At 36.4% G+C, this 18,285-nt stretch carries 19 protein-coding genes and 2 pseudogenes; 13 read left to right on the forward strand and 8 right to left on the reverse strand.

What is annotated here, in order from left to right; all coding sequences use genetic code 11:
• The 4 genes and pseudogenes from HW423_RS09555 to HW423_RS09565 all read right to left on the reverse strand — a co-directional run.
• A partial coding sequence (locus tag HW423_RS09555) for a hypothetical protein (protein ID WP_328803166.1) occupies positions 1-230 on the reverse strand: 230 nt, incomplete at its 3' end.
• Between the two features lie 400 nt (positions 231-630).
• A pseudogene (locus HW423_RS11565) lies at positions 631-732 on the reverse strand (hypothetical protein); the annotation flags it as partial.
• A gap of 12 nt (positions 733-744) precedes the next feature.
• Positions 745-1,332, reverse strand: a complete 588-nt coding sequence (locus HW423_RS09560) for a DDE-type integrase/transposase/recombinase (RefSeq protein ID WP_218931686.1) — start codon at positions 1,330-1,332, stop codon at positions 745-747.
• 2 nt (positions 1,333-1,334) lie between these two features.
• The gene (locus tag HW423_RS09565; RefSeq protein WP_218931687.1) at positions 1,335-1,781 is read right to left on the reverse strand and encodes a hypothetical protein; all 447 of its coding nucleotides are present in this window, start codon (positions 1,779-1,781) and stop codon (positions 1,335-1,337) included.
• 248 nt (positions 1,782-2,029) lie between these two features.
• On the opposite strand from HW423_RS09565, the gene HW423_RS09570 reads away from it, so the two are divergent.
• From HW423_RS09570 to HW423_RS09615, 10 genes are all read left to right on the forward strand, one after another.
• Entirely contained in the window at positions 2,030-3,229 is a 1,200-nt protein-coding gene (locus tag HW423_RS09570; RefSeq protein WP_218931688.1) for an IS110 family RNA-guided transposase, read from the forward strand.
• Positions 3,230-3,896: 667 nt separating this feature from the next.
• Positions 3,897-4,343 (forward strand): organic hydroperoxide resistance protein, encoded by a 447-nt coding sequence (locus tag HW423_RS09575; protein WP_218931689.1) that lies wholly within the window; start codon positions 3,897-3,899, stop codon positions 4,341-4,343.
• A gap of 129 nt (positions 4,344-4,472) precedes the next feature.
• Positions 4,473-5,141 carry a Crp/Fnr family transcriptional regulator gene (locus HW423_RS09580; RefSeq protein ID WP_138405376.1) on the forward strand — a complete coding sequence of 223 codons (669 nt, stop codon included), beginning with the start codon at positions 4,473-4,475 and terminating at the stop codon, positions 5,139-5,141.
• Between the two features lie 183 nt (positions 5,142-5,324).
• Positions 5,325-6,284: an IS30 family transposase gene (locus tag HW423_RS09585; RefSeq protein WP_218931690.1), complete on the forward strand. Its 960-nt coding sequence runs from the start codon at positions 5,325-5,327 to the stop codon at positions 6,282-6,284.
• A 593-nt stretch (positions 6,285-6,877) separates the two neighbouring features.
• The gene (locus tag HW423_RS09590) at positions 6,878-7,357 is read left to right on the forward strand and encodes a hypothetical protein (RefSeq protein WP_218931691.1); all 480 of its coding nucleotides are present in this window, start codon (positions 6,878-6,880) and stop codon (positions 7,355-7,357) included.
• Between the two features lie 30 nt (positions 7,358-7,387).
• Positions 7,388-8,041 carry a YesL family protein gene (locus HW423_RS09595; RefSeq protein WP_218931692.1) on the forward strand — a complete coding sequence of 218 codons (654 nt, stop codon included), beginning with the start codon at positions 7,388-7,390 and terminating at the stop codon, positions 8,039-8,041.
• 3 nt (positions 8,042-8,044) lie between these two features.
• Complete coding sequence (locus HW423_RS09600) at positions 8,045-9,049, forward strand: ABC transporter permease (RefSeq protein ID WP_218931693.1); 1,005 nt, start codon at positions 8,045-8,047, stop codon at positions 9,047-9,049.
• A 15-nt stretch (positions 9,050-9,064) separates the two neighbouring features.
• Entirely contained in the window at positions 9,065-9,979 is a 915-nt protein-coding gene (locus tag HW423_RS09605) for a carbohydrate ABC transporter permease (RefSeq protein ID WP_218931694.1), read from the forward strand.
• A gap of 24 nt (positions 9,980-10,003) precedes the next feature.
• Positions 10,004-11,671, forward strand: coding sequence for an extracellular solute-binding protein (locus HW423_RS09610; protein WP_218931695.1), 1,668 nt, complete (start codon positions 10,004-10,006; stop codon positions 11,669-11,671).
• Positions 11,672-12,529: 858 nt separating this feature from the next.
• Positions 12,530-12,715 carry a hypothetical protein gene (locus HW423_RS09615; protein WP_218931696.1) on the forward strand — a complete coding sequence of 62 codons (186 nt, stop codon included), beginning with the start codon at positions 12,530-12,532 and terminating at the stop codon, positions 12,713-12,715.
• 153 nt (positions 12,716-12,868) lie between these two features.
• Here the strand turns inward: HW423_RS09615 and HW423_RS11570 are convergent, their stop codons facing one another.
• Complete coding sequence (locus HW423_RS11570) at positions 12,869-13,234, reverse strand: DegV family protein (protein ID WP_408014890.1); 366 nt, start codon at positions 13,232-13,234, stop codon at positions 12,869-12,871.
• Between the two features lie 165 nt (positions 13,235-13,399).
• The gene (locus HW423_RS09625) at positions 13,400-13,540 is read right to left on the reverse strand and encodes a hypothetical protein (protein ID WP_218931698.1); all 141 of its coding nucleotides are present in this window, start codon (positions 13,538-13,540) and stop codon (positions 13,400-13,402) included.
• A gap of 403 nt (positions 13,541-13,943) precedes the next feature.
• On the opposite strand from HW423_RS09625, the gene HW423_RS09630 reads away from it, so the two are divergent.
• Genes HW423_RS09630 through HW423_RS09640 form a run of 3 tightly spaced genes read left to right on the forward strand, consistent with a single transcriptional unit; the run spans position 13,944 to position 16,785 of the window.
• Complete coding sequence (locus HW423_RS09630; RefSeq protein ID WP_218931699.1) at positions 13,944-15,005, forward strand: GGDEF domain-containing protein; 1,062 nt, start codon at positions 13,944-13,946, stop codon at positions 15,003-15,005.
• 18 nt (positions 15,006-15,023) lie between these two features.
• Positions 15,024-16,064 carry a GGDEF domain-containing protein gene (locus HW423_RS09635; RefSeq protein ID WP_218931700.1) on the forward strand — a complete coding sequence of 347 codons (1,041 nt, stop codon included), beginning with the start codon at positions 15,024-15,026 and terminating at the stop codon, positions 16,062-16,064.
• A 13-nt stretch (positions 16,065-16,077) separates the two neighbouring features.
• Complete coding sequence (locus tag HW423_RS09640) at positions 16,078-16,785, forward strand: EAL domain-containing protein (protein WP_218931701.1); 708 nt, start codon at positions 16,078-16,080, stop codon at positions 16,783-16,785.
• A 327-nt stretch (positions 16,786-17,112) separates the two neighbouring features.
• Here HW423_RS09640 and HW423_RS11225 read toward each other — a convergent pair.
• A pseudogene (locus HW423_RS11225) lies at positions 17,113-17,333 on the reverse strand (iron ABC transporter ATP-binding protein); the annotation flags it as partial.
• Positions 17,334-17,609: 276 nt separating this feature from the next.
• On the reverse strand, positions 17,610-17,762 hold the full coding sequence (locus HW423_RS09645; protein ID WP_268951485.1) for an IS3 family transposase: 153 nt from the start codon (positions 17,760-17,762) through the stop codon (positions 17,610-17,612).
• Positions 17,763-18,285 lie beyond the last annotated feature (523 nt).

Genomic DNA, 18,285 nt, shown 5'->3' on the forward strand with positions numbered 1-18,285 from the left:
AAGTGGATTGAAGCAACATCTGCTTCTTGTATTCGGAACTTGGATCGTTTAATTAATCCACTTACTCGTTTATTGTATTTTTCTTGGTAAAGGTAATCGATGGATAGCTGCAGGCGTTCGTCAAAAGGCAAGTGTCTGGTATCCTGATCCATTTCTTGCATCTCTAATGTATCTACAAATTCGCCTAAGTCTAATTGTCGTAATTTGCGTACTGTTTCGCTGTCAATCATTGATATCTCCTCCATAGTATTCTGGGCCTCTTACAAAACCTAAGATTTCTTTTTCGGCACTTTCTGCTTCTTCTAAAATCTCTTTATTATTGGGGTTGTTTAAAATAGTGTTTAACTGACGATACCTTGGTGAGTGAAGTCATTCTAAAGCAATTTGACATGCTTTCTCTAAGGCTTCATTGGAGTGTTTCTTTGATAGATTTAAAACAGACAAACAAGACTGATACCCTTGTTCTTTGAGTTGTAATCTCTCAAAAATACGTTGAATCACTTTATGAGTAAACGGACCAATCGTTTCTGCCCAATTTAGCAGTCTCTGTTCATTCCATTCCAGTTGATTAAATTGATCTGGCGGGTGTTCAGGTAAGGTTAAAAAGGTATATTCTTTATAGGTGGGAAATCATTTGTGAGTAGCAATTCGTTCATTTTGATAATAGAATTCAAGAAAATGAGCGGTTACTTTTAAATCCACTTTCTTTTTTACATATTGGTAGGGGCAGGAGTAGGTGTTTTTTTAAAAGGTAATATGCCAATCGAGTTTAACGGTTCTTCCGTAAACCCACTCAGCAATTTCATAAGGGTTTGATGGCAGCGGTCGGAGTTTTTCCTGTTCTGTCTCTGTGAATATCAGCCGTCGGCTTCCTTCACGTTTCTGAAAAGGTTTGGCATTATAGAACTCCGGTTTTTCACGAATAGCTTCCTTTAACTCGCCCATAGTCGTAAAGATTTCATTTCGCAGTGGAGCAATCACGGCCATGGCTATTTTACCAACTGCGCCTTCTACAGCTGGTTTCTGTTTTGGTTTACGTACTTGAGCAGGCATGACAGCCATTACGTAATGATTGGCTAAAGACTCATACTGTTCATTTAAGACAATATCTCCTTCTTTTGGATGGCTGATCACACCTGTCTTTAAGTTGTCACATATAAGCCGGATAGTCGTTCCGCCAAAATATTCAAACATGTTCATGTGGCAACGAAGCCAAGTGTCGCTTTTCATATCAAGTGTGGGTTCTACATAGGTGTATTGACTGTAAGGCAGGGTTCCTACAAAGAGGTAAACAGTTATTAATTCACCGGTGTCAGTATCGAGCAAAGCCATGGTTAGCCGCTCCAATCGACTTGAATCGATACGCCGGGTTTATGTTTTAAATGATTCGTCAAGCGATATTGATCAATATGTCTTTGATAGTCTTCACAAAATTTAGTGTACCCAACCGGGATACCGTTGGTATCCTTACAGTGATCCACATATTCTTGCCATAGAAGCTTGAGGGTCACTCCGACTCCTTGTAGCTCCTTATGGATCTTTTCGTAATCAGGGAGTGTGTATAACACTTCTGATTGATGGCGTTCAGGGAAGAACTTTCGATAGACTTCATTATCTGATAGCTCCTCAATATCTTCGTAAGTCAGCTTTAACTCATCTGCCCGTTTGAAGACTTCGCTCACTGAACTCCGACCTACTTTCTGCGTCTTAGCGATCATGTTTCGAGAGAACCCTTGATCTCGATACTGCATCACTAATTTCACTGGAATTTTTCTTGTCATAAAAAACATACTAAGATTAGTAGTGAGAAGTCCACGACGGTGGATTTTTCACTACTATTTTTTATATGGTAGATATGAAGGAGAGATCGTGAGGCTTTTTGGTTAGTAAACCGAATAAAAAACTGGTCCACTTCATATCCTTATAAGAATCTGTTTTGAGTATGTTGGGCCCTTGAGGTCGTGTTTAGGAAATTGGAATCGGTAAGGTTAAATGAAGACTTCAAATTATATAAGAAAGGGATAAAAAAATGGATGTTATTGCTTTAGACGTAAGTAACGGACGAAGTTATTGCGTACTCTATCAAGATAATATATGTCAGTTTGAAGGAGAGATAAAGCATAATAAGAAGGGATTTATGCGGATTAAACAGCTGGTTGAATCTTGTCATTCAGTACCTGAGATTGTTTTCGAGGCTACAGGTGTCTATTCCCGCGTAATTGAAAGGTTTTGTCAGAATAATAACTTTCGTTATTATTTAATGAACCCTCTCGAAGCGCGCAAACAAACAGATAGCCTCAGAGTGAATAAAACAGATATCAGCGATGCACATAAATTAGCACAAACACATTATTTCCATGAAAGAAAGCCAACAAATAATTTTACCCCTCAATACCAAAAAATGCGTCAACTATCACGATGGTATGAATCAAATGAACAAGAAATAAAGAAGGCAAGAAATCAACTACATGTCTTCTTAGTTCAGTCATTTCCTGAGTATGAAAAATATTTTAGTTCTATCTCAAGTGAGTTTGCGTTAGAGATAATCCAACTGTTTCCACATCCCAAGCGGTTAGAAGAATTAAGCCGAACTAAAATAAAAAATCTTATTTTAAAAAGTACAAGGAAAAAGATCTCGTCCCAAAGAGCTTTAATTAAAGCAGAAGAAATTCTTGGACTTTCCGAACAATCTTATCCAGCTGTTTCGGAAGACTCAATAGAAGTGCGTTTAGTAGCCCATTGGGCTAATGAACTCCTTCAGTTAATCCTTCTCAAAAATGAAATTAAAAAAGAACTAACCAATAAAGCACTATACTTTAAAGAGTTCTATATATATAAAAGTTTTCCAGGAGTAGGAGAATTGACTGCAGCATTACTCATAGCTGAACTGGGTGACCTAACTCGATTCGATAATCCAAAGCAGTTAAATGCATATGTTGGTATCGATATTCAACGCTATCAATCCGGAAATTCTGGAACGTATGACCGTATCAGTAAAAGAGGAAATACGTTCGCCAGAAAAATATTATTCAATACTGTCAATAATATGATTCGTGCACAAAAGTCTGGTCCAAATCATATTGTTGATTATTATTACAGAGCAAAAGAAAAACCTCGCACTAAAAAGCACAAGGTCGCTCTAATTGGATGTATAGATCGGTTTCTGAAATCCATCCATCATCTAGTATTTCTCGGTCAATTATATGATTATAATCTGTCCCCACAGTAATCTTCATATAACTAGTAACTAAATTATACCAATTACACCTGAAAAAATGAATTAATAAGCAGGTTTATTTGGCATGGGTAATAATCAATCTAAATTTCTAAATATTTCACTTGACTAAACGTAGGAAATAGCCTCCTTCGTGTATTTTTTTAGAAGTATCCAACTTCTAAACTAACTATACACAAAAGAGACTATTAAGTGGACTCGAAGCGCGAATTGGTTGTCTTGAAGGGCGTATTTGGTTCAAAAACAGGGGTGGACTTGATTGGCGAATAGGTGGACTCGAATTGGATATTGGCGGACTCGGGAGCGCGAAATAATCAACAGGTGCAAAACACTGAAGTGTAGCCGTATTTCCGGTATTTCACACAATGACTTAATGTTGACCCTTAGAAAAGTGATTTAATAACTTTTCTAAAAGTTTTTACTCGAGGCTCTATTTAGCGAGGAACAGAGTCTCGTGAAGCACAACGAGACGTTATTAAACTCGACAATATTAAGTCGCCAGCTGTGATGGCATAGATTCATCCACTTACAGGGCAATCACAAGTTTAATATTTTTGTGAATTCTTGTTATAAACTTTCGCCAAGCCTTGACCTATGTCAAGTACAATAGGATTAGTATGCGCTATAATGGGGGTATCAAATAAGTAAAGGAGAATGTGGGATGACGGATTATCAACAACTTTATGAGACAAGTGCAGTGAATACGGGTGGTCGTGATGGTGTGAGTTACTTAGCGGATGGGACGTATGAGGTGAAGATTACGACACCTAAAGATATGGGTGGTTCGGGTGAAGGTCAGAATCCTGAGCAGTTATTCGCCTTAGGTTACGGTGCGTGTTTCCACGGAGCTTTAGAATTGGTGAAGGGTAAGCATAAGGTTAAGAATGCGTCGCAAGTTCTTCATACAGTACGTCTTTACAAGAAGCAGGATGCGGCGGATTTTAAGTTAGAAGTTGAGATTCAAGTGGGAATTCAAGACTTTGATCGCGATGAGACGCAGAAGTTAGCGGATGAGGCACATACTGTATGCCCTTATTCTAAGGCTGTTGCTGGGAATATCGATGTCTTCGTTAAAGCAGTAGATTATGATGCGAGCCAAGAAAAATAATTAGTATCAGATTAAATGAGCCAGGGCGAATATGGTCTGGCTTTTTTTATTTTTATGCAAAAAAGAGTAAAAGTCGGTAGCTTTGCCTTATAATGAGAGGAGATAAATCATTAGTGAGAGGATGAGTATATGGATTTTTCCAATTATCATTATTGTATAAGCACGATTCCCCTGTTCCAAACATTGACACGTGATCAGATTGAGAAGATTCAAGCTCAGATTCAAGTTAAGAAGTTTAAGGCAGGGCAATATTTATACCAAGCGGGTGATGATTCAGATACGTTGTATCTACTTCAGAAGGGTCTTGTGCAAATATATCGCTTATCTGCGTCGGGAAAGGAGCAGTATATTCGTCAATTAGAAGCGGGCGACTTCATTGGAGAATCCGGATTGTTCAGCCACCGGCAAATAAACCGCTATGTCAAGGCGGAGGAGCCAACAACGGTCTGCAGTATTCAGCGCGATGTCTTCAAAGATGTCTTGCTTCAAAATCCAGAGATTGCTATAGAATTACTGGAAGAGTTATCCAACCGCCTGAACGAATCCGAACAGCAAACCACTTGGATAACTTCAGAAAGCACGTCCCACCGCCTAGCGGCTTACTTGTTAGAAGCATACAACCAACAAGAAAGCTTATCAATTGAGATCCCTTCAACCAAAAAACAACTCGCATCCTTCCTAGGAATGTCTCCAGAAAGCTTCAGCAGAAGTTTGACGAAGTTGACCAAGGCAGGGATAGTCCGCCAACCCAAACCGAATGTGATTGAGATATTGGAATTGGGGAGGTTGGAGGAGTGATGGGGGAACTACGATATATGATTTGAAGTTATCGAAAAATGGAGTATAAAGTTCTTTTCAATTATTATTTGCTAGCTAAGATTAAATACAACGTAGATTGTAAAATTAAGCTAGACAAATAAAAAAGTCATTTATGATACACTCAAACTATACTTCCACCACGAAGAATAGGAGTGATCATAAATGACCTACTCCCATCTTACCACGGATGAATTAGTAATGATAGAATCTTATTATCATCAAAATATTTCTGTTGCGATGATTGCTGAACGCTTAAGGCGTTCACGTCAGCCCATTTATAACGTTATTAATTTCTTGAAACAAGGTAACTCAGCAATTGCTTACTACAAACGCTATAAAGTATATAAAAAGCGTTGCGGTAGACATAAAATCATTTTGCCTAAAAAGCAACAGAAGTATATTAAAGAAAAAGTTGCTCAAGGATGGACGCCAGACGTCAACATTGGACGTTTTGAACAGCCAATCAGTTGTTCAATGAGAACCTTATATCGTCGATTTAAAGATGGCACCTTTGATATCACAACACTCCCTATGAAAGGCAAGCGAAAGCCAAACGGAGACCAAGAACGACGAGGAAAACAAGCGTTCAAACGAAACATCTCTGAAAGAGAAAAAGACTACACTCTATTTAAAGATGAGTTTGGTCACATTGAAGGTGATACAATCGTTGGTGCTCATCATAAAAGTGCCGTCATCACACTGGTGGAACGTCTATCTAAAGCCATCATCACCTTAAAGCCTAAAGGTAGAAAAGCAAGTGACATTGAAACAACGTTAACAGAGTGGTTTCAATCCATCCCTAGAAACTTGTTTAAATCTTTTACCTTTGATAACGGAAAAGAATTTAGTAACTGGAAGGTGTTGTCCAACAAACATGACGTCTCGATCTACTTCGCAGATCCAGGAACACCATCACAGCGTGGTTTAAATGAACATTCAAATGGTCTATTTAGAAACGATGACTTGCCAAAGGAAATGGACTTCAATAAAGTCGAGCAGTTATTTGTGTCTGCAGTAGCTGACAAGAGAAATCAAATACCTAGAAAATCATTAAATTATCAAACGCCTTTGGAAGTATTTTCAAGTTACATTAATGACTCGCATTTGTCTAGCTTATACTGACAATTCAAAATTGTAATAAATTGATCTGAGGACAATTGAGAATATCACATTCTAACAAAAAACTTAGAAACTAATAGAAGGTATATTTCACACAGGAAATTTTATTATGACATATTCGTGAATTATTCATGAAAGCAAGCCTCGACTACTTCTGTGGGAAGTGGTTGGGGCTTGTTTATGTTGGTGGTGCAGTTGCATCGGACTCGTTCCAAGAGTATGAACAGGATTACTTTTGTGATGCGTTACATATAGTTAGGGAAGCAATTTTTTGCAATTACTCAGTTGTCACAAGATGCTAGCAATAGTGAATTGAAACTCTTGAATGATATAGACATTCGGGTGATTCGATTTAATTTGTACCGCGTATTAAATCATACAATAGAAGAGATAAAAGAGATGTCGCTTTGCTGTTTTAATACCTAATTAATCAGACGCATCGAGGGTTATACCGATTGATCGACTGAAGGGGCTCTATCACCTATTATTATGTTGAATTGGAATAAATCGATGCGATAGATTGAAAACGTTTTTTATGATATTATTATGTTATATTGTTACAAAAATTTAGTCTTGATAAAAAAGGGGGCAGGCGGATGAGTAAACAGATAAGAAAATATATTGTCTGGTTTATAGGTATCGGCCTCCTTGCCGTCTTGCTGTTTTTTATGACAATGAGCAATGCAAATAACATTCACACCTCCCAAGAAGAGAATCGGAAGTTAGAAGCCGAGATTCAAGCTATTTATCAACGTAATCTTCAAGGAGCGAATACGGAAGATGTTGATTTATATCTCTCCACGATTAACACAAAAGCACGCGAAGAGACAGGAGAAGTGATGGCTCAGTTTTTTACGGATTTTGATGTCAGGCAGGATCTATTGGAATTTGAAGTCACTGACATTGAACCCGATGCTATAGTGGCGAAAGCCAGACAGAAGGCAGTGGGAGAGAGTGTATTGGAAGAAGAGACCTATCGTAATCACATTGCGACTGTCTTAGTTGTCTTTAAACAAGAAGAAGGGGAGTGGCGCATTAGTGAATCAAGTATTACAAACATTGAATTCACCCCCTAATAAAAGCTTGATTATGAGAGGAAGGTGTCTATGAACGAGTCATCATTTATTCACAAAAACATGGCATTTGGCCGTTGTATATATAATCTGTTTAGTTTGCAACTTTTTATTCTTTTTTATTCATTAAAGGGCTTTATTATCTTTGGCTTCTTCCCAGCGGTGGCTGCGACATTCCAAGTGATGTATCGTTGGATGGTGTACCGAGAATACGACATCGTTATCAGCAAACAATTTAGTATTTTTTATGCAGAAAATTTTTGGAAAGCAAATAAAATAGGCTGGTTACTCACAGGAAGTGCTTTGCTTCTTGCAGGTGATTTAATGATATCCAAACAGATGATTCAATCCCCAATAATTCACACCGTATTGGTCATCGTATTCATTATTTTTTTACTCCTAGGAGCTTATATTTTTCCCGTATTTGTAAGATACGATTATCATTCTTTGTTTGTTTACTTTAAACAATCTTTCTTTATTGGTATCTCTAGCTTACCTCAAAGCATCGCTATTTTTATTTTAGGGGCCCTTTTATATAAGGTATTTCATTGGATTCCTTTTGTAGCGTTATTCTTTGGTGCACCATTGTTGATTGGCGGGATCTCTTGGTTTGCTTTTCAAGGCATATTGAAGGCCGAAGCCCTAAAAGTAGCCGCTTTAGACAAAAAAGAAGAAAAGAGGGGATAAAAAATGGAACCTATAAATAATAATGCGCCCGTGGAAGTACCGCTAAAAGCGCCCCCATTAGCGGCCGCTCATGAAGTGAATAATAAGTCGGCGTCTTTAAACGACAGAAATTGGAAGAAAAACATTAAGAAAAACTGGCAATTATATTTGTTTATGTTACCAGCTTTGCTTTTTTTTATTATTTTTCATTATGGACCTATGTACGGTATCCAAATTGCTTTTAAAGATTATATTCCTTCTTTAGGGATATGGGGAAGCCCTTGGGTTGGCTTTAAACATTTTGAGAAATTTTTTAATTCATATTATTTTAGCGACTTATTAAAAAATACATTGACTATTAGTATTTATGAGTTGGTCGTTGGTTTCCCATTACCCATTATCTTGGCGTTGCTTCTTAACGAGGCAAAGAATGGACCATTTAAACGTTTAACGCAAACAATCACTTATGCCCCGCATTTTATTTCGGTGGTTGTCATTGTTGGGATGTTGGTGTCATTCCTATCTCCATCAACGGGTCTCATTAATCATATTCTAGAGGCATTGGGGTTCCAAAGACACGCCTTTCTTGAAGATCCGCGCTGGTTTAAAACTGTCTATGTTCTATCAGGGGTCTGGCAAAGTATGGGGTGGAACTCGGTGATTTATATGGCATCGTTAGCCGGGGTTGACCCGCAGCTGCATGAATCCGCGATGATTGATGGAGCGAACCGTTGGCAACGTATCCGCGACATTAATATACCGGCATTAATTCCAACGATTGTGATATTACTTATTCTGAATATGGGATCGATTATGTCAATGGGGTATGAGAAAATCCTCTTGATGCAAAACCCACTAAATATGGCGTCATCAAACGTTATCGCGACCTTTACTTACCAACAAGGTTTATTAGACGCTCAATATAGTTATGCGGCAGCCGTTGGTTTATTTAATTCAGTCATTAATGCGATTCTTTTGTTAACCGTTAATAAGATAGCATCCAAAGTGAGCCAGGTCAGCTTATGGTAGAAAGGAGAGGAATTCATGAATATCAAACAACGACGGCGCGTCTTTCATTCAGATAAATGGTTTAATGCACTGGTTAATACGTGTTTAGTGATTGTATTAATTATTATCCTATACCCATTATTATACATTGTAAGTGCCTCTGTCAGTGACCCGATTGCGGTGAGTTCGGGAGAGATGTTGCTGTTTCCGAGAGGTTTTACTTTAGAAGGCTACAAAACTATTTTTCAAAATGAATATCTATGGCGAGGTTATGCAAATACTATTTTTTATACGTTACTAGGAACATCAATTAATTTGTTCGTAACGATCCCTGCGGGTTATGCTCTATCCAAACCGCACTTTGTAGGGCGTGGTTTCTTTACGAATCTAATGTTGGTGACGATGTTTATCAGTGGTGGGTTAATTCCAAGTTACCTTCTTGTGACCAGAATGGGTTTGGGGAATACGGTATGGGCCCTGGTCTTGCCTAATGCTGCCTCTGTCTATAATATTATTGTGACAAAAACGTTCTTTCAAACATCCATTCCAGATGAGATTGAAGAGGCTGCGATGATGGATGGGGCAAGTTATTTGACACGTTTCTTTACGATTATTTTGCCGCTTTCTAAGCCAATCATCGCGGTCATGGCCTTATTCTATGGGGTGGGCCATTGGAACTCTTACTTTAATGCCTTGCTTTATATTAGTGACCGGGACAAGTACCCGTTACAGATGGTTTTAAGAGAAATTCTCGTTCTGCAGGATCTCTCATCGAATCCTACTATGCAAATGACCGGAGAGATGGCTGAGTTTCTATATAGTCAACAACAACTTGGCCAGGTTATCAAATACGGTGTGATGATTGTGGCAACACTTCCTTTGATTATGGTGTATCCATTCTTGCAAAAATATTTTGTTAAAGGTGTTATGTTGGGTTCTGTTAAAGGTTAAAAAATAAAGAAATGGGGAATAAATATGGAATTGAAAAAGATAAAAAAAATGTCCTTGTTACTAATCTCAGCAATGGCTTTGGTAGCGTGTAATAGTGAAACTGAAGTGGATGACACAAGCAGTTCTGAACCGGTTGAACAATCGGAGACGACACAAGAAGCGGCTGAGACTGAGGTTGCTGTCAATAAAGAAGGCTTTCCAATTGTCGATCAACAAATTACGTTGGATATTCTAGCACCCGGTGTGGGGCAGGCTGAATGGGAAGATATGCCTGTTATGCAAAATTATACTGAGTTGACAAATATCGCATTCAATTATACAACGCCCCCTCAAAGTGATTTTGCTACCCGTTTGAATTTGGCTTTTGCGAGTGGGGAGTTGCCTGATTTAATCTATGCTGGCGGGCCCAATTCATTAAATGCAGCGGGTGAAGTAGACTATGGTTCACAAGGTTTACTAATTCCTTTAGAGAATATGTTAGAAGAATATGCGCCGAATTTCTATCAATTATTAGAAGAGAACCCGGCCATCAGACAATCGATTACGACAACCGATGGGCATATTTATGCTTTGCCGAATGTGGTTCAAAGTGATACGGCTTCATGGATCATGGGACCTGTTTGGTATAATGGGGAATGGTTAGACAACTTAGATGTCGAAGCTATACCTGAAACGGTGGATGAGTTTTATGAACTAATGATTCGCTTTAGAGACGAAGATCCCAACGACAATGGCCAACAAGATGAGATTCCTATCTCAGATGTATCAATGAATGGTCTTCGCGGTTGGTTTATGCCTGCCTTTGGGATAAAGGGTTGGGGAATTGAAGAGCATGACGGGCAAGCGCGTTATACCTTCGCGACAGATAACTTTAGAGCTTATCTCGAGTATATGAATAAATTGTATCAAGAAGGTTTACTTGATCGAGAAACTTTCTCTCAATCCGGAGAGCAAAAGCAAGCTAAAGGTCAAAACAACCAAATTGGGGTATTCCAAGATTGGTTTTCATACTTTACAACTGGGCAAAGTGAAGAAGAAGCATTAAATAATCCGATGTTTGGCCCTCTAACAAGCGAATGGCAACAGGAACCGGTAATGCCAATGGATCCAGGTATCAAGCGTGGATCATTCGCTATCACAAAAGAGAATCCTTATCCAGAAGCAACATTGAGATGGGTTGATTATTTCTACTCGCCAGAAGGCTATGAATATATTAGTTATGGTCCAGAAGGTTACTTATGGGAATGGGATGAAGGCGGAGAAGAAGCTGGTAATAAAGTTTACAATGAAGAGGTTGACGAAGAAAACCGTGAACAATATCGTGGAACTTTAACACCAGCCTACGGAATTACGATTCCTGCTTTGACTGTTGAATTAGATCCAATTGGCGGCAGTCGCTCTGAATTTACTGACTTTATTAAAGAAGAAACAGATGAAAAGATTGTTCAACATGGAGAACATATCTTCCCATTAGTTTACTTAACGGCCCAAGAGCAAGAAGAAGTAAATACAATAAAAGTTGATTTAGAGACATATATTGTTGAAAGTGAAGCGGCCTTTATTACAGGTAATCGCGAAATCAACGATGGTACATGGGCAGAATATATTGAGACCCTTGAAAAAATCGGGGTAAGACGGATTGAAGAAATTCACCAAGCCGCTTATGACCGCTGGGTTGAAGCTGGGGAGTAAGTTTTAAATTTTGCATTTTCTTACGTAGAAAGAGGCTTGTGAGAGGGTTGGGTAGATAACATAACTTTCTTAAAGCATTCTTAAAAAAGAGTTTAATTGAATATTTTTCTAAGCAGCTTGTCACCTGTATTGAATAGGTGGCAGGCTATTTAGTGTGGTTAGGGGATGTTCGTAAATTTAACTCATCGATCTCTTCAATTATTTTATCTTAGTTTATTTCTTCAAGTGATTGATTGGTAAAATTAGCCGTGAAGATTGAAGGAGACTATTCACGGTAATATTTCGATTGTAGAGATGTATAATCAGCGATAAAATATAATTTGCTTTCTGGATGGGCTACTTTTATTTTGGTCACATCACGCACCTAAACCTAATTGGGCTCTTCCTTAAAAAGTTGATGATACAGATAATTATCAGTGATTGTTTCAACTTCTCCTTCGAATGAATTATATCGATGACTTTTACGGCAGGATTCCACACATAAGAGTTGTTATTCTCGGATAATTCTTAAAACACACTTATAATTGATTTTACTTCCCGTTATCCTAACATCAGCGTTACTCTAAGATGATATATTCTCTTTGGTGTCATCCTGTAATTCATCCAATAACCAATCCTTTATAATGAATAACCACCCATAAAGGGAGAACTTCTTGATAAGAATTATTACATCTTTTGCCTTTACAGTCGCTTCATATGTCTTTCCCGCGTGTACGGGGTACATTTTAACTATCCAATTGAAAGCTGCTTTTCCCCAACCCTATTCTCCCGTACGTTATCCTTTTTCAAATAATTGCATTACAATCCACAACATTCTCAAGCGAAAGAATGCTATAATTATGTAAACGATTACTTACAATGAGAAGTATAGAGGAGATAGAAAGATTAATTGAGCTTGTTATGAAGGAGGATATAACTTTTGAAGAGGCACTGAAGCTCGTCGATTCATGGGAGAAAGAGCGGGAAAGGTTTGACGATGAAGCTGAATTAATGGAGAATTCAGGTGGCGCTAAAAAAATTTTTGAGCAATCATTTTCTTTATAAAGGAGTACATTATTATTTTCCACTTGAAATATTAACGTTGTAATAAAGTTCAGTTGTACCATCACTGTTTATAAGATCGCTTATTCTTTATCGTATTTCATGGTAAAAAGGTGATTCTTTGTTAATAGCTGATGCTTTTTGTAGTATATTTTACTAAAATGATTCTTCACGCGGTTCAAGAAGAAGCGCAAAAAGAAGTATCAATATAAAAGATACATTTTGACTATCTACAATATGTATTCGCTCAGAATCTTCAGCAGCATTCTTGGCCACATTGAAAGAAACAGTTGTCACTACCGCATAACCGATATAGACAATGTGTACGTCAGGGTATGTCGCTAGAATGTCACGGAAGGCTTTTGCACAATCATCTGGAGTGCTGCTATCTGTTTGAGGTAAACTATTTGTGCATTCGTAATAGTCAAAGACCTCACTTACAGGAAAACTTCCACCTGGCTTTGTCGTATTGCCAATGGTCACATGCATTGGAATGAAGTGAATATTGTAGCGCTCAACCAGATTTTAATTCAGATCCGTGCCACTTTCCGTTGTAATAATAAATTTTGTCATCATGACCCTACGACTTATAATGAATATAAGTTAATAATATCATAAAAGAAATCGGTTATATTTATTGAATCATGAGAATTAATACCGTTTAATCTCAATGTCGAAATCAATGGCTTATGAAATTAAACTCGAATCCATGGCAATTTGTTCCATTACCATGACTTTTATTTGATCATTAACCAAACCACCTACATTATCTAAATCAATTTGGATTTCACCTGAATATGAAACCGTAACGATTGCTTTTTTCTTCACTGCCGTCGAAAGATAATATAATAAAATTATGATATAGCATTATTCAATAAAAGACTATATGATTTCTAAAAAATAGTTAACTTAAATTGTTTGGGTCTATTGTTTTTTGAATTAAAGAGAATTATAATTAGCAAAAATATGTGGTTATTATGAAGACGTAGGAATACTTTAATTAAATCTATGCTTATGTTTTTATATATTCAATTTATAAAAAAATGAAGTAATAACATACTTATAAACAATAATTTTGAAATAACATGGCTATAGGATTCTTTTTTCTAAATCGTTTTTTTACATCGTGATATAAAAAATAGTTAAAAGATGATCATGAGCAATGACTGAATAATTTATATCGCTGAGTTATTGAGTTTGTTTCTAGATTACTGAGAGGAGTAATAGTGTAATGGTAATGAGTTTATTGGCTAATATCGGTGTTATTTTATTGAATATTTATGTGCTCTGGAAAATCAGCGTATGCCCCTTGATGCAAACTATTAGTTTGAAAAAACGTGTGTCATTATATATTTTTATTCAATCGTTAACAGGAATAGTCCTGTTGAATTTTTCCTTTGTTATGTTGGAAACACACTTCAATTTCCGAGCTGTACTATATGCGTTAACAATGAAATATTTAGGGAAAGAGATTGCATTACCTACAATTGTTATCGTCGGAATAATACGTTTTTATTTTGAAGGTACCTACTCAGCTTGGTTGAACAGTGTTATCGTACTTGTCTTACTCTTAACGTATACGCCCATATTTAATTGGTCTAAAAAGAAATTCTCAGACTTTGGGCAATTATTGAGCTTGGTTTATTATTATGAGATAATTTCTTTTTCATTAAGTATTCTAGCTCTAAAAAGCCTGGTCAACGCGTTAAGAGTTAGTCTAGCTATGATTGTTGTTAGTAGTATCATGATTTTTTTCATATATAATGTGATGAGTGATCTTAAATATTTGTCAGATTTAAGTACAATTGATGGTCTAACTCAACTTTATAATGCGCGGAAGTTTAAAAATGATATGCAACGTTTTTCTACTACATCAAGTAAGTATGGTGTAATTATCATTGATATTGATAATTTTAAAGAGATTAATGATACATATGGTCATGTCCTAGGAGATATGGTCTTGAAAAAGGTTGCTAGTAAACTGTCACTTTACTCTCATGGTAACCAGACGGTTTATCGCTATGGCGGGGAGGAGTTTGTGATGATCATCGACGACGCTCTTCAACAGCAAACTCAACAATTAGCTGAAGAATTACTGCGAACCATTCGAGAAGTAGTAGTGGAACTGGAAGATGGTACGGAACTCAATGTAACAGTCTCAATTGGGGTGACATACCGAGTAGGAGAAGAAGATTTACTAGAAACGTTCACAAGAGCAGATAAATTCTTATATGCGGCTAAAGAGAACGGAAAAAACCAAATTAGTATGGGTATTTCAGAGAAATATGATTAGAGGAAGTGTTATATACTAATGAGCTTAATAGCAAATATTGGGATTATCTTATTGAATCTCTATATATTATTGAAGTTGAAGTTAGAATACTTCAATACATATATTTTTACCAAAGGTCAATATTTAAAATTTATTGTTCTTGAAGTCACAGTAGGGGTGTTTTTAATCAATTTGCCTATTGCTATCAGGGGTTATACTTTTGACTTGCGTTTTGTTTTATACGCAATCATAATGAAATATTTAGGAGAGAAGATTACAATACCAGTTATTTTACTATTAGAATTAATAGGCATTTTTTTTGAAAAAAATGTATCTTTACCACTAAATTATTTTGTAGTATTAATTATTGTTCTAACAATAAAATGGGTTTTCGAGCGAGCAAAAAAGCATTTTTCTGATGTGGGACAGATGTTAATAATTCTTTATTATCAATTAATAATCACCTTTCCTTTTATGCTACTACAACCGGTTAACTTTAAAGATACTCTGATCAATTATTTTATTTTAATAAGCATTTCTACTGTCCTACTGATTGTTTTTTATAAAATAATAGCAGATGTAAAATATCTAGCAAAATTAGCCAATATCGATAACTTAACAAATGTATACAATTCAAGAAAATTACATCAAGATTTAGGCCGTTTATCAATTTCATCGGCAGACTTTGCAATATTAGTTATTGATGTTGATGATTTTAAAAGTTTTAATGACCGCTATGGCCATTTAACCGGCGATCGTATTCTTAGAGAAATCGCTGATATATTGTCAGACTTAACCCGAGATAATTATTACTATTATCGCTATGGCGGTGAGGAATTCATTACGATTGTAGAAAATTGTTCTGATCAAAAAGCCTTACATCTTGCTCAAGAGATACTTGAGAATGTAAGAGCGTTGGAAGTGGATTTAGATGATAATTATAAACTAAGTGTAACCGTTTCAATTGGGATCGCATATAGAGATCAAGGTGAAAATTTAAGGAACACTTTTCAAAGAGCAGATAGTGCTCTTTATATAGCCAAAAATAATGGTAAAGACCAAATATATCTTACTAAATAAGGAGAGTGACACATTGCATTATGAATATGAGACACAACTAGAGAGTTTTTATTTGATCTTTCAGCCAATCATTCATATATTATCAAATAGTGAATATGAGATGGCTCGTTTTGAAATTCTTCTAAGAACTCGAGAAGGTAATTGTTATCCCGAAAAAATAGTAAATACTTATATTAAAAGTGAGGAAAGTAATAAGATATTTTTGGAGTGGTACGCTGATCAAGTAACTAAGCTTTGCCAAAAATACCCACACTATTTATTTCATTTAAATCTTCATCCTGAACAATTACTCCTTCCTTCAACAAAAAATTTCTTGCATGCATTAAAGCCTTTCGCTCGCCAAATTTATATAGAAATCACTGAGAAATCTTTTTCAGAAGATAATTTAAATGAGGCGAAGTTAAGTGAATTACTAGAATTTATAACTACTTTAGGTTATAAGATAAGCCTAGACGATGTTGGTACTGGACGCAATACCTTAGAGCTAGTCTCACGAAATATCCAGGCGATTGCTTCTATTAAATTTTCTTTAATTCCATTTTCTGACACCGAACACCTTACTTTGAAGCGATGCATTGAGAAATGGTTGCTATTAGCAGATACCAACAATGTCTGCTTTGTAGTAGAGGGAATTGAATCACGAAAGATCGCAGGATGTCTATACAAGCTTGGTGTCATATGGCAACAGGGCTATTATTGGGGGAAGTCAGTTGAATTATAATTTTTAATCATGTATTATTTCGTAGTAGATATTTTTTACAAAGTAAAATAATAAATTAAAAATGATGCTCGTCTAATTAAGGGGCTCGTCACATGATGTGTAAGCTCTTGGTGACGATAAAAACTTAAACACAGAGTGCTGTTAGGTTCTAAGAAGATGGTTACTGAACAAAATTATAACACAGACATCTCGATTATCTTTTCGAGTGTCTGTGTTATTTACTATCTAAAGAATATACTAATTTTAATCAAGGACTACCGACCTTCTTAATCAATACAACGATACAGCACTATAAGGCCTTTCCAAGCACATCAATCTTAGTATCTATATATAATCCAAATAACGTGCAGCAAAGCTAATATCATGATGTACTAGCACAATCGTTCGTCCAAATTCATCCACAGCTCGACGGAGATATTGCATCAACTGAACAGCGTTCGCAATATCGAGATAGTTAAGTGGTTCATCCAAAAGGACATATTCAGTATCCTGACACAAAACCATGGCTACATAAGTTCTTTGCGTTGGCCATCGGATAATTCATCTAAGCCAGAAGATAAGCCAGATTAATCCGGTTCTGCAGGGGATGAAGAAAAAATTATTGAGATAGTTGAAGAAGTGAACGTACTTCCTTACCCAACACAGATGTATAAAGATGAGACTTTAAAACCTAGTGAAAGGGTAGTTTTTCGTGAAGGTGTAGATGATAAGTAAATCTTTAAGTACAAAACAACCAAGGTTAATGGTGTCATGAACTGCCCTCTGTCAAGGAGAGAGGTAAATAATAAAAATAGTTAAGGCGAATCTTCGGATTCGTCTTTTCTTTATACTGGAATCGATAACCCTATGGATAACGTCACTCGTTCTTCATCATAAAAGGTAATGTATCGGTGAATATTGGCCTCTAATACCTCAAAAGTATCGTAAGTTTTCAATCTATACATTTCTTCCTTGATGATTCCCCAAAAAACCTCCATTGTGACGTAGTCAATACATTTTCCAGCACTCAATATACTTTGAATTAAATCATATTCATCGAAAAAATGGTTAAAAAAAAGAGAAGTATGATGGTGAGATGGAAATAGAATCAGCCATGTCTAGTGAGATTGCTGAATGTTAACATAAGTTATACCCGTAAAAGAGTTGATTATTAATTTATTCATAGATGCAGAAGCTGTTGGTGCAAAATTAAAATAAAGTAATAATATCTCCAGACTAAATGAATGATATAAAAGTAAATCAAACAGAATTGCTTCACCAGAGATGACCTTAGAATTACTCCAAGAGGTGTCGATAAGTATGAGTTTTATTTACTAATCATCGGTTGCTACTACATAGGCCAACAAGACTTTATTTACAGAAGATAGTAATTAAAGTACATGCTCAAAAACAATCCTGCCAAACTATCTGATGTTTGGGAGGATTTTCTGTTGGGTGGGGTGATATTTGGCTTCGTGGTGTGTGACGAGGCCCCATACATATCAAAAAAGGCCTCGTTCT

It is taken from the genome of Ruoffia halotolerans (genome assembly GCF_014049385.1).
Lineage (GTDB): Bacteria > Bacillota > Bacilli > Lactobacillales > Aerococcaceae > Ruoffia > Ruoffia halotolerans.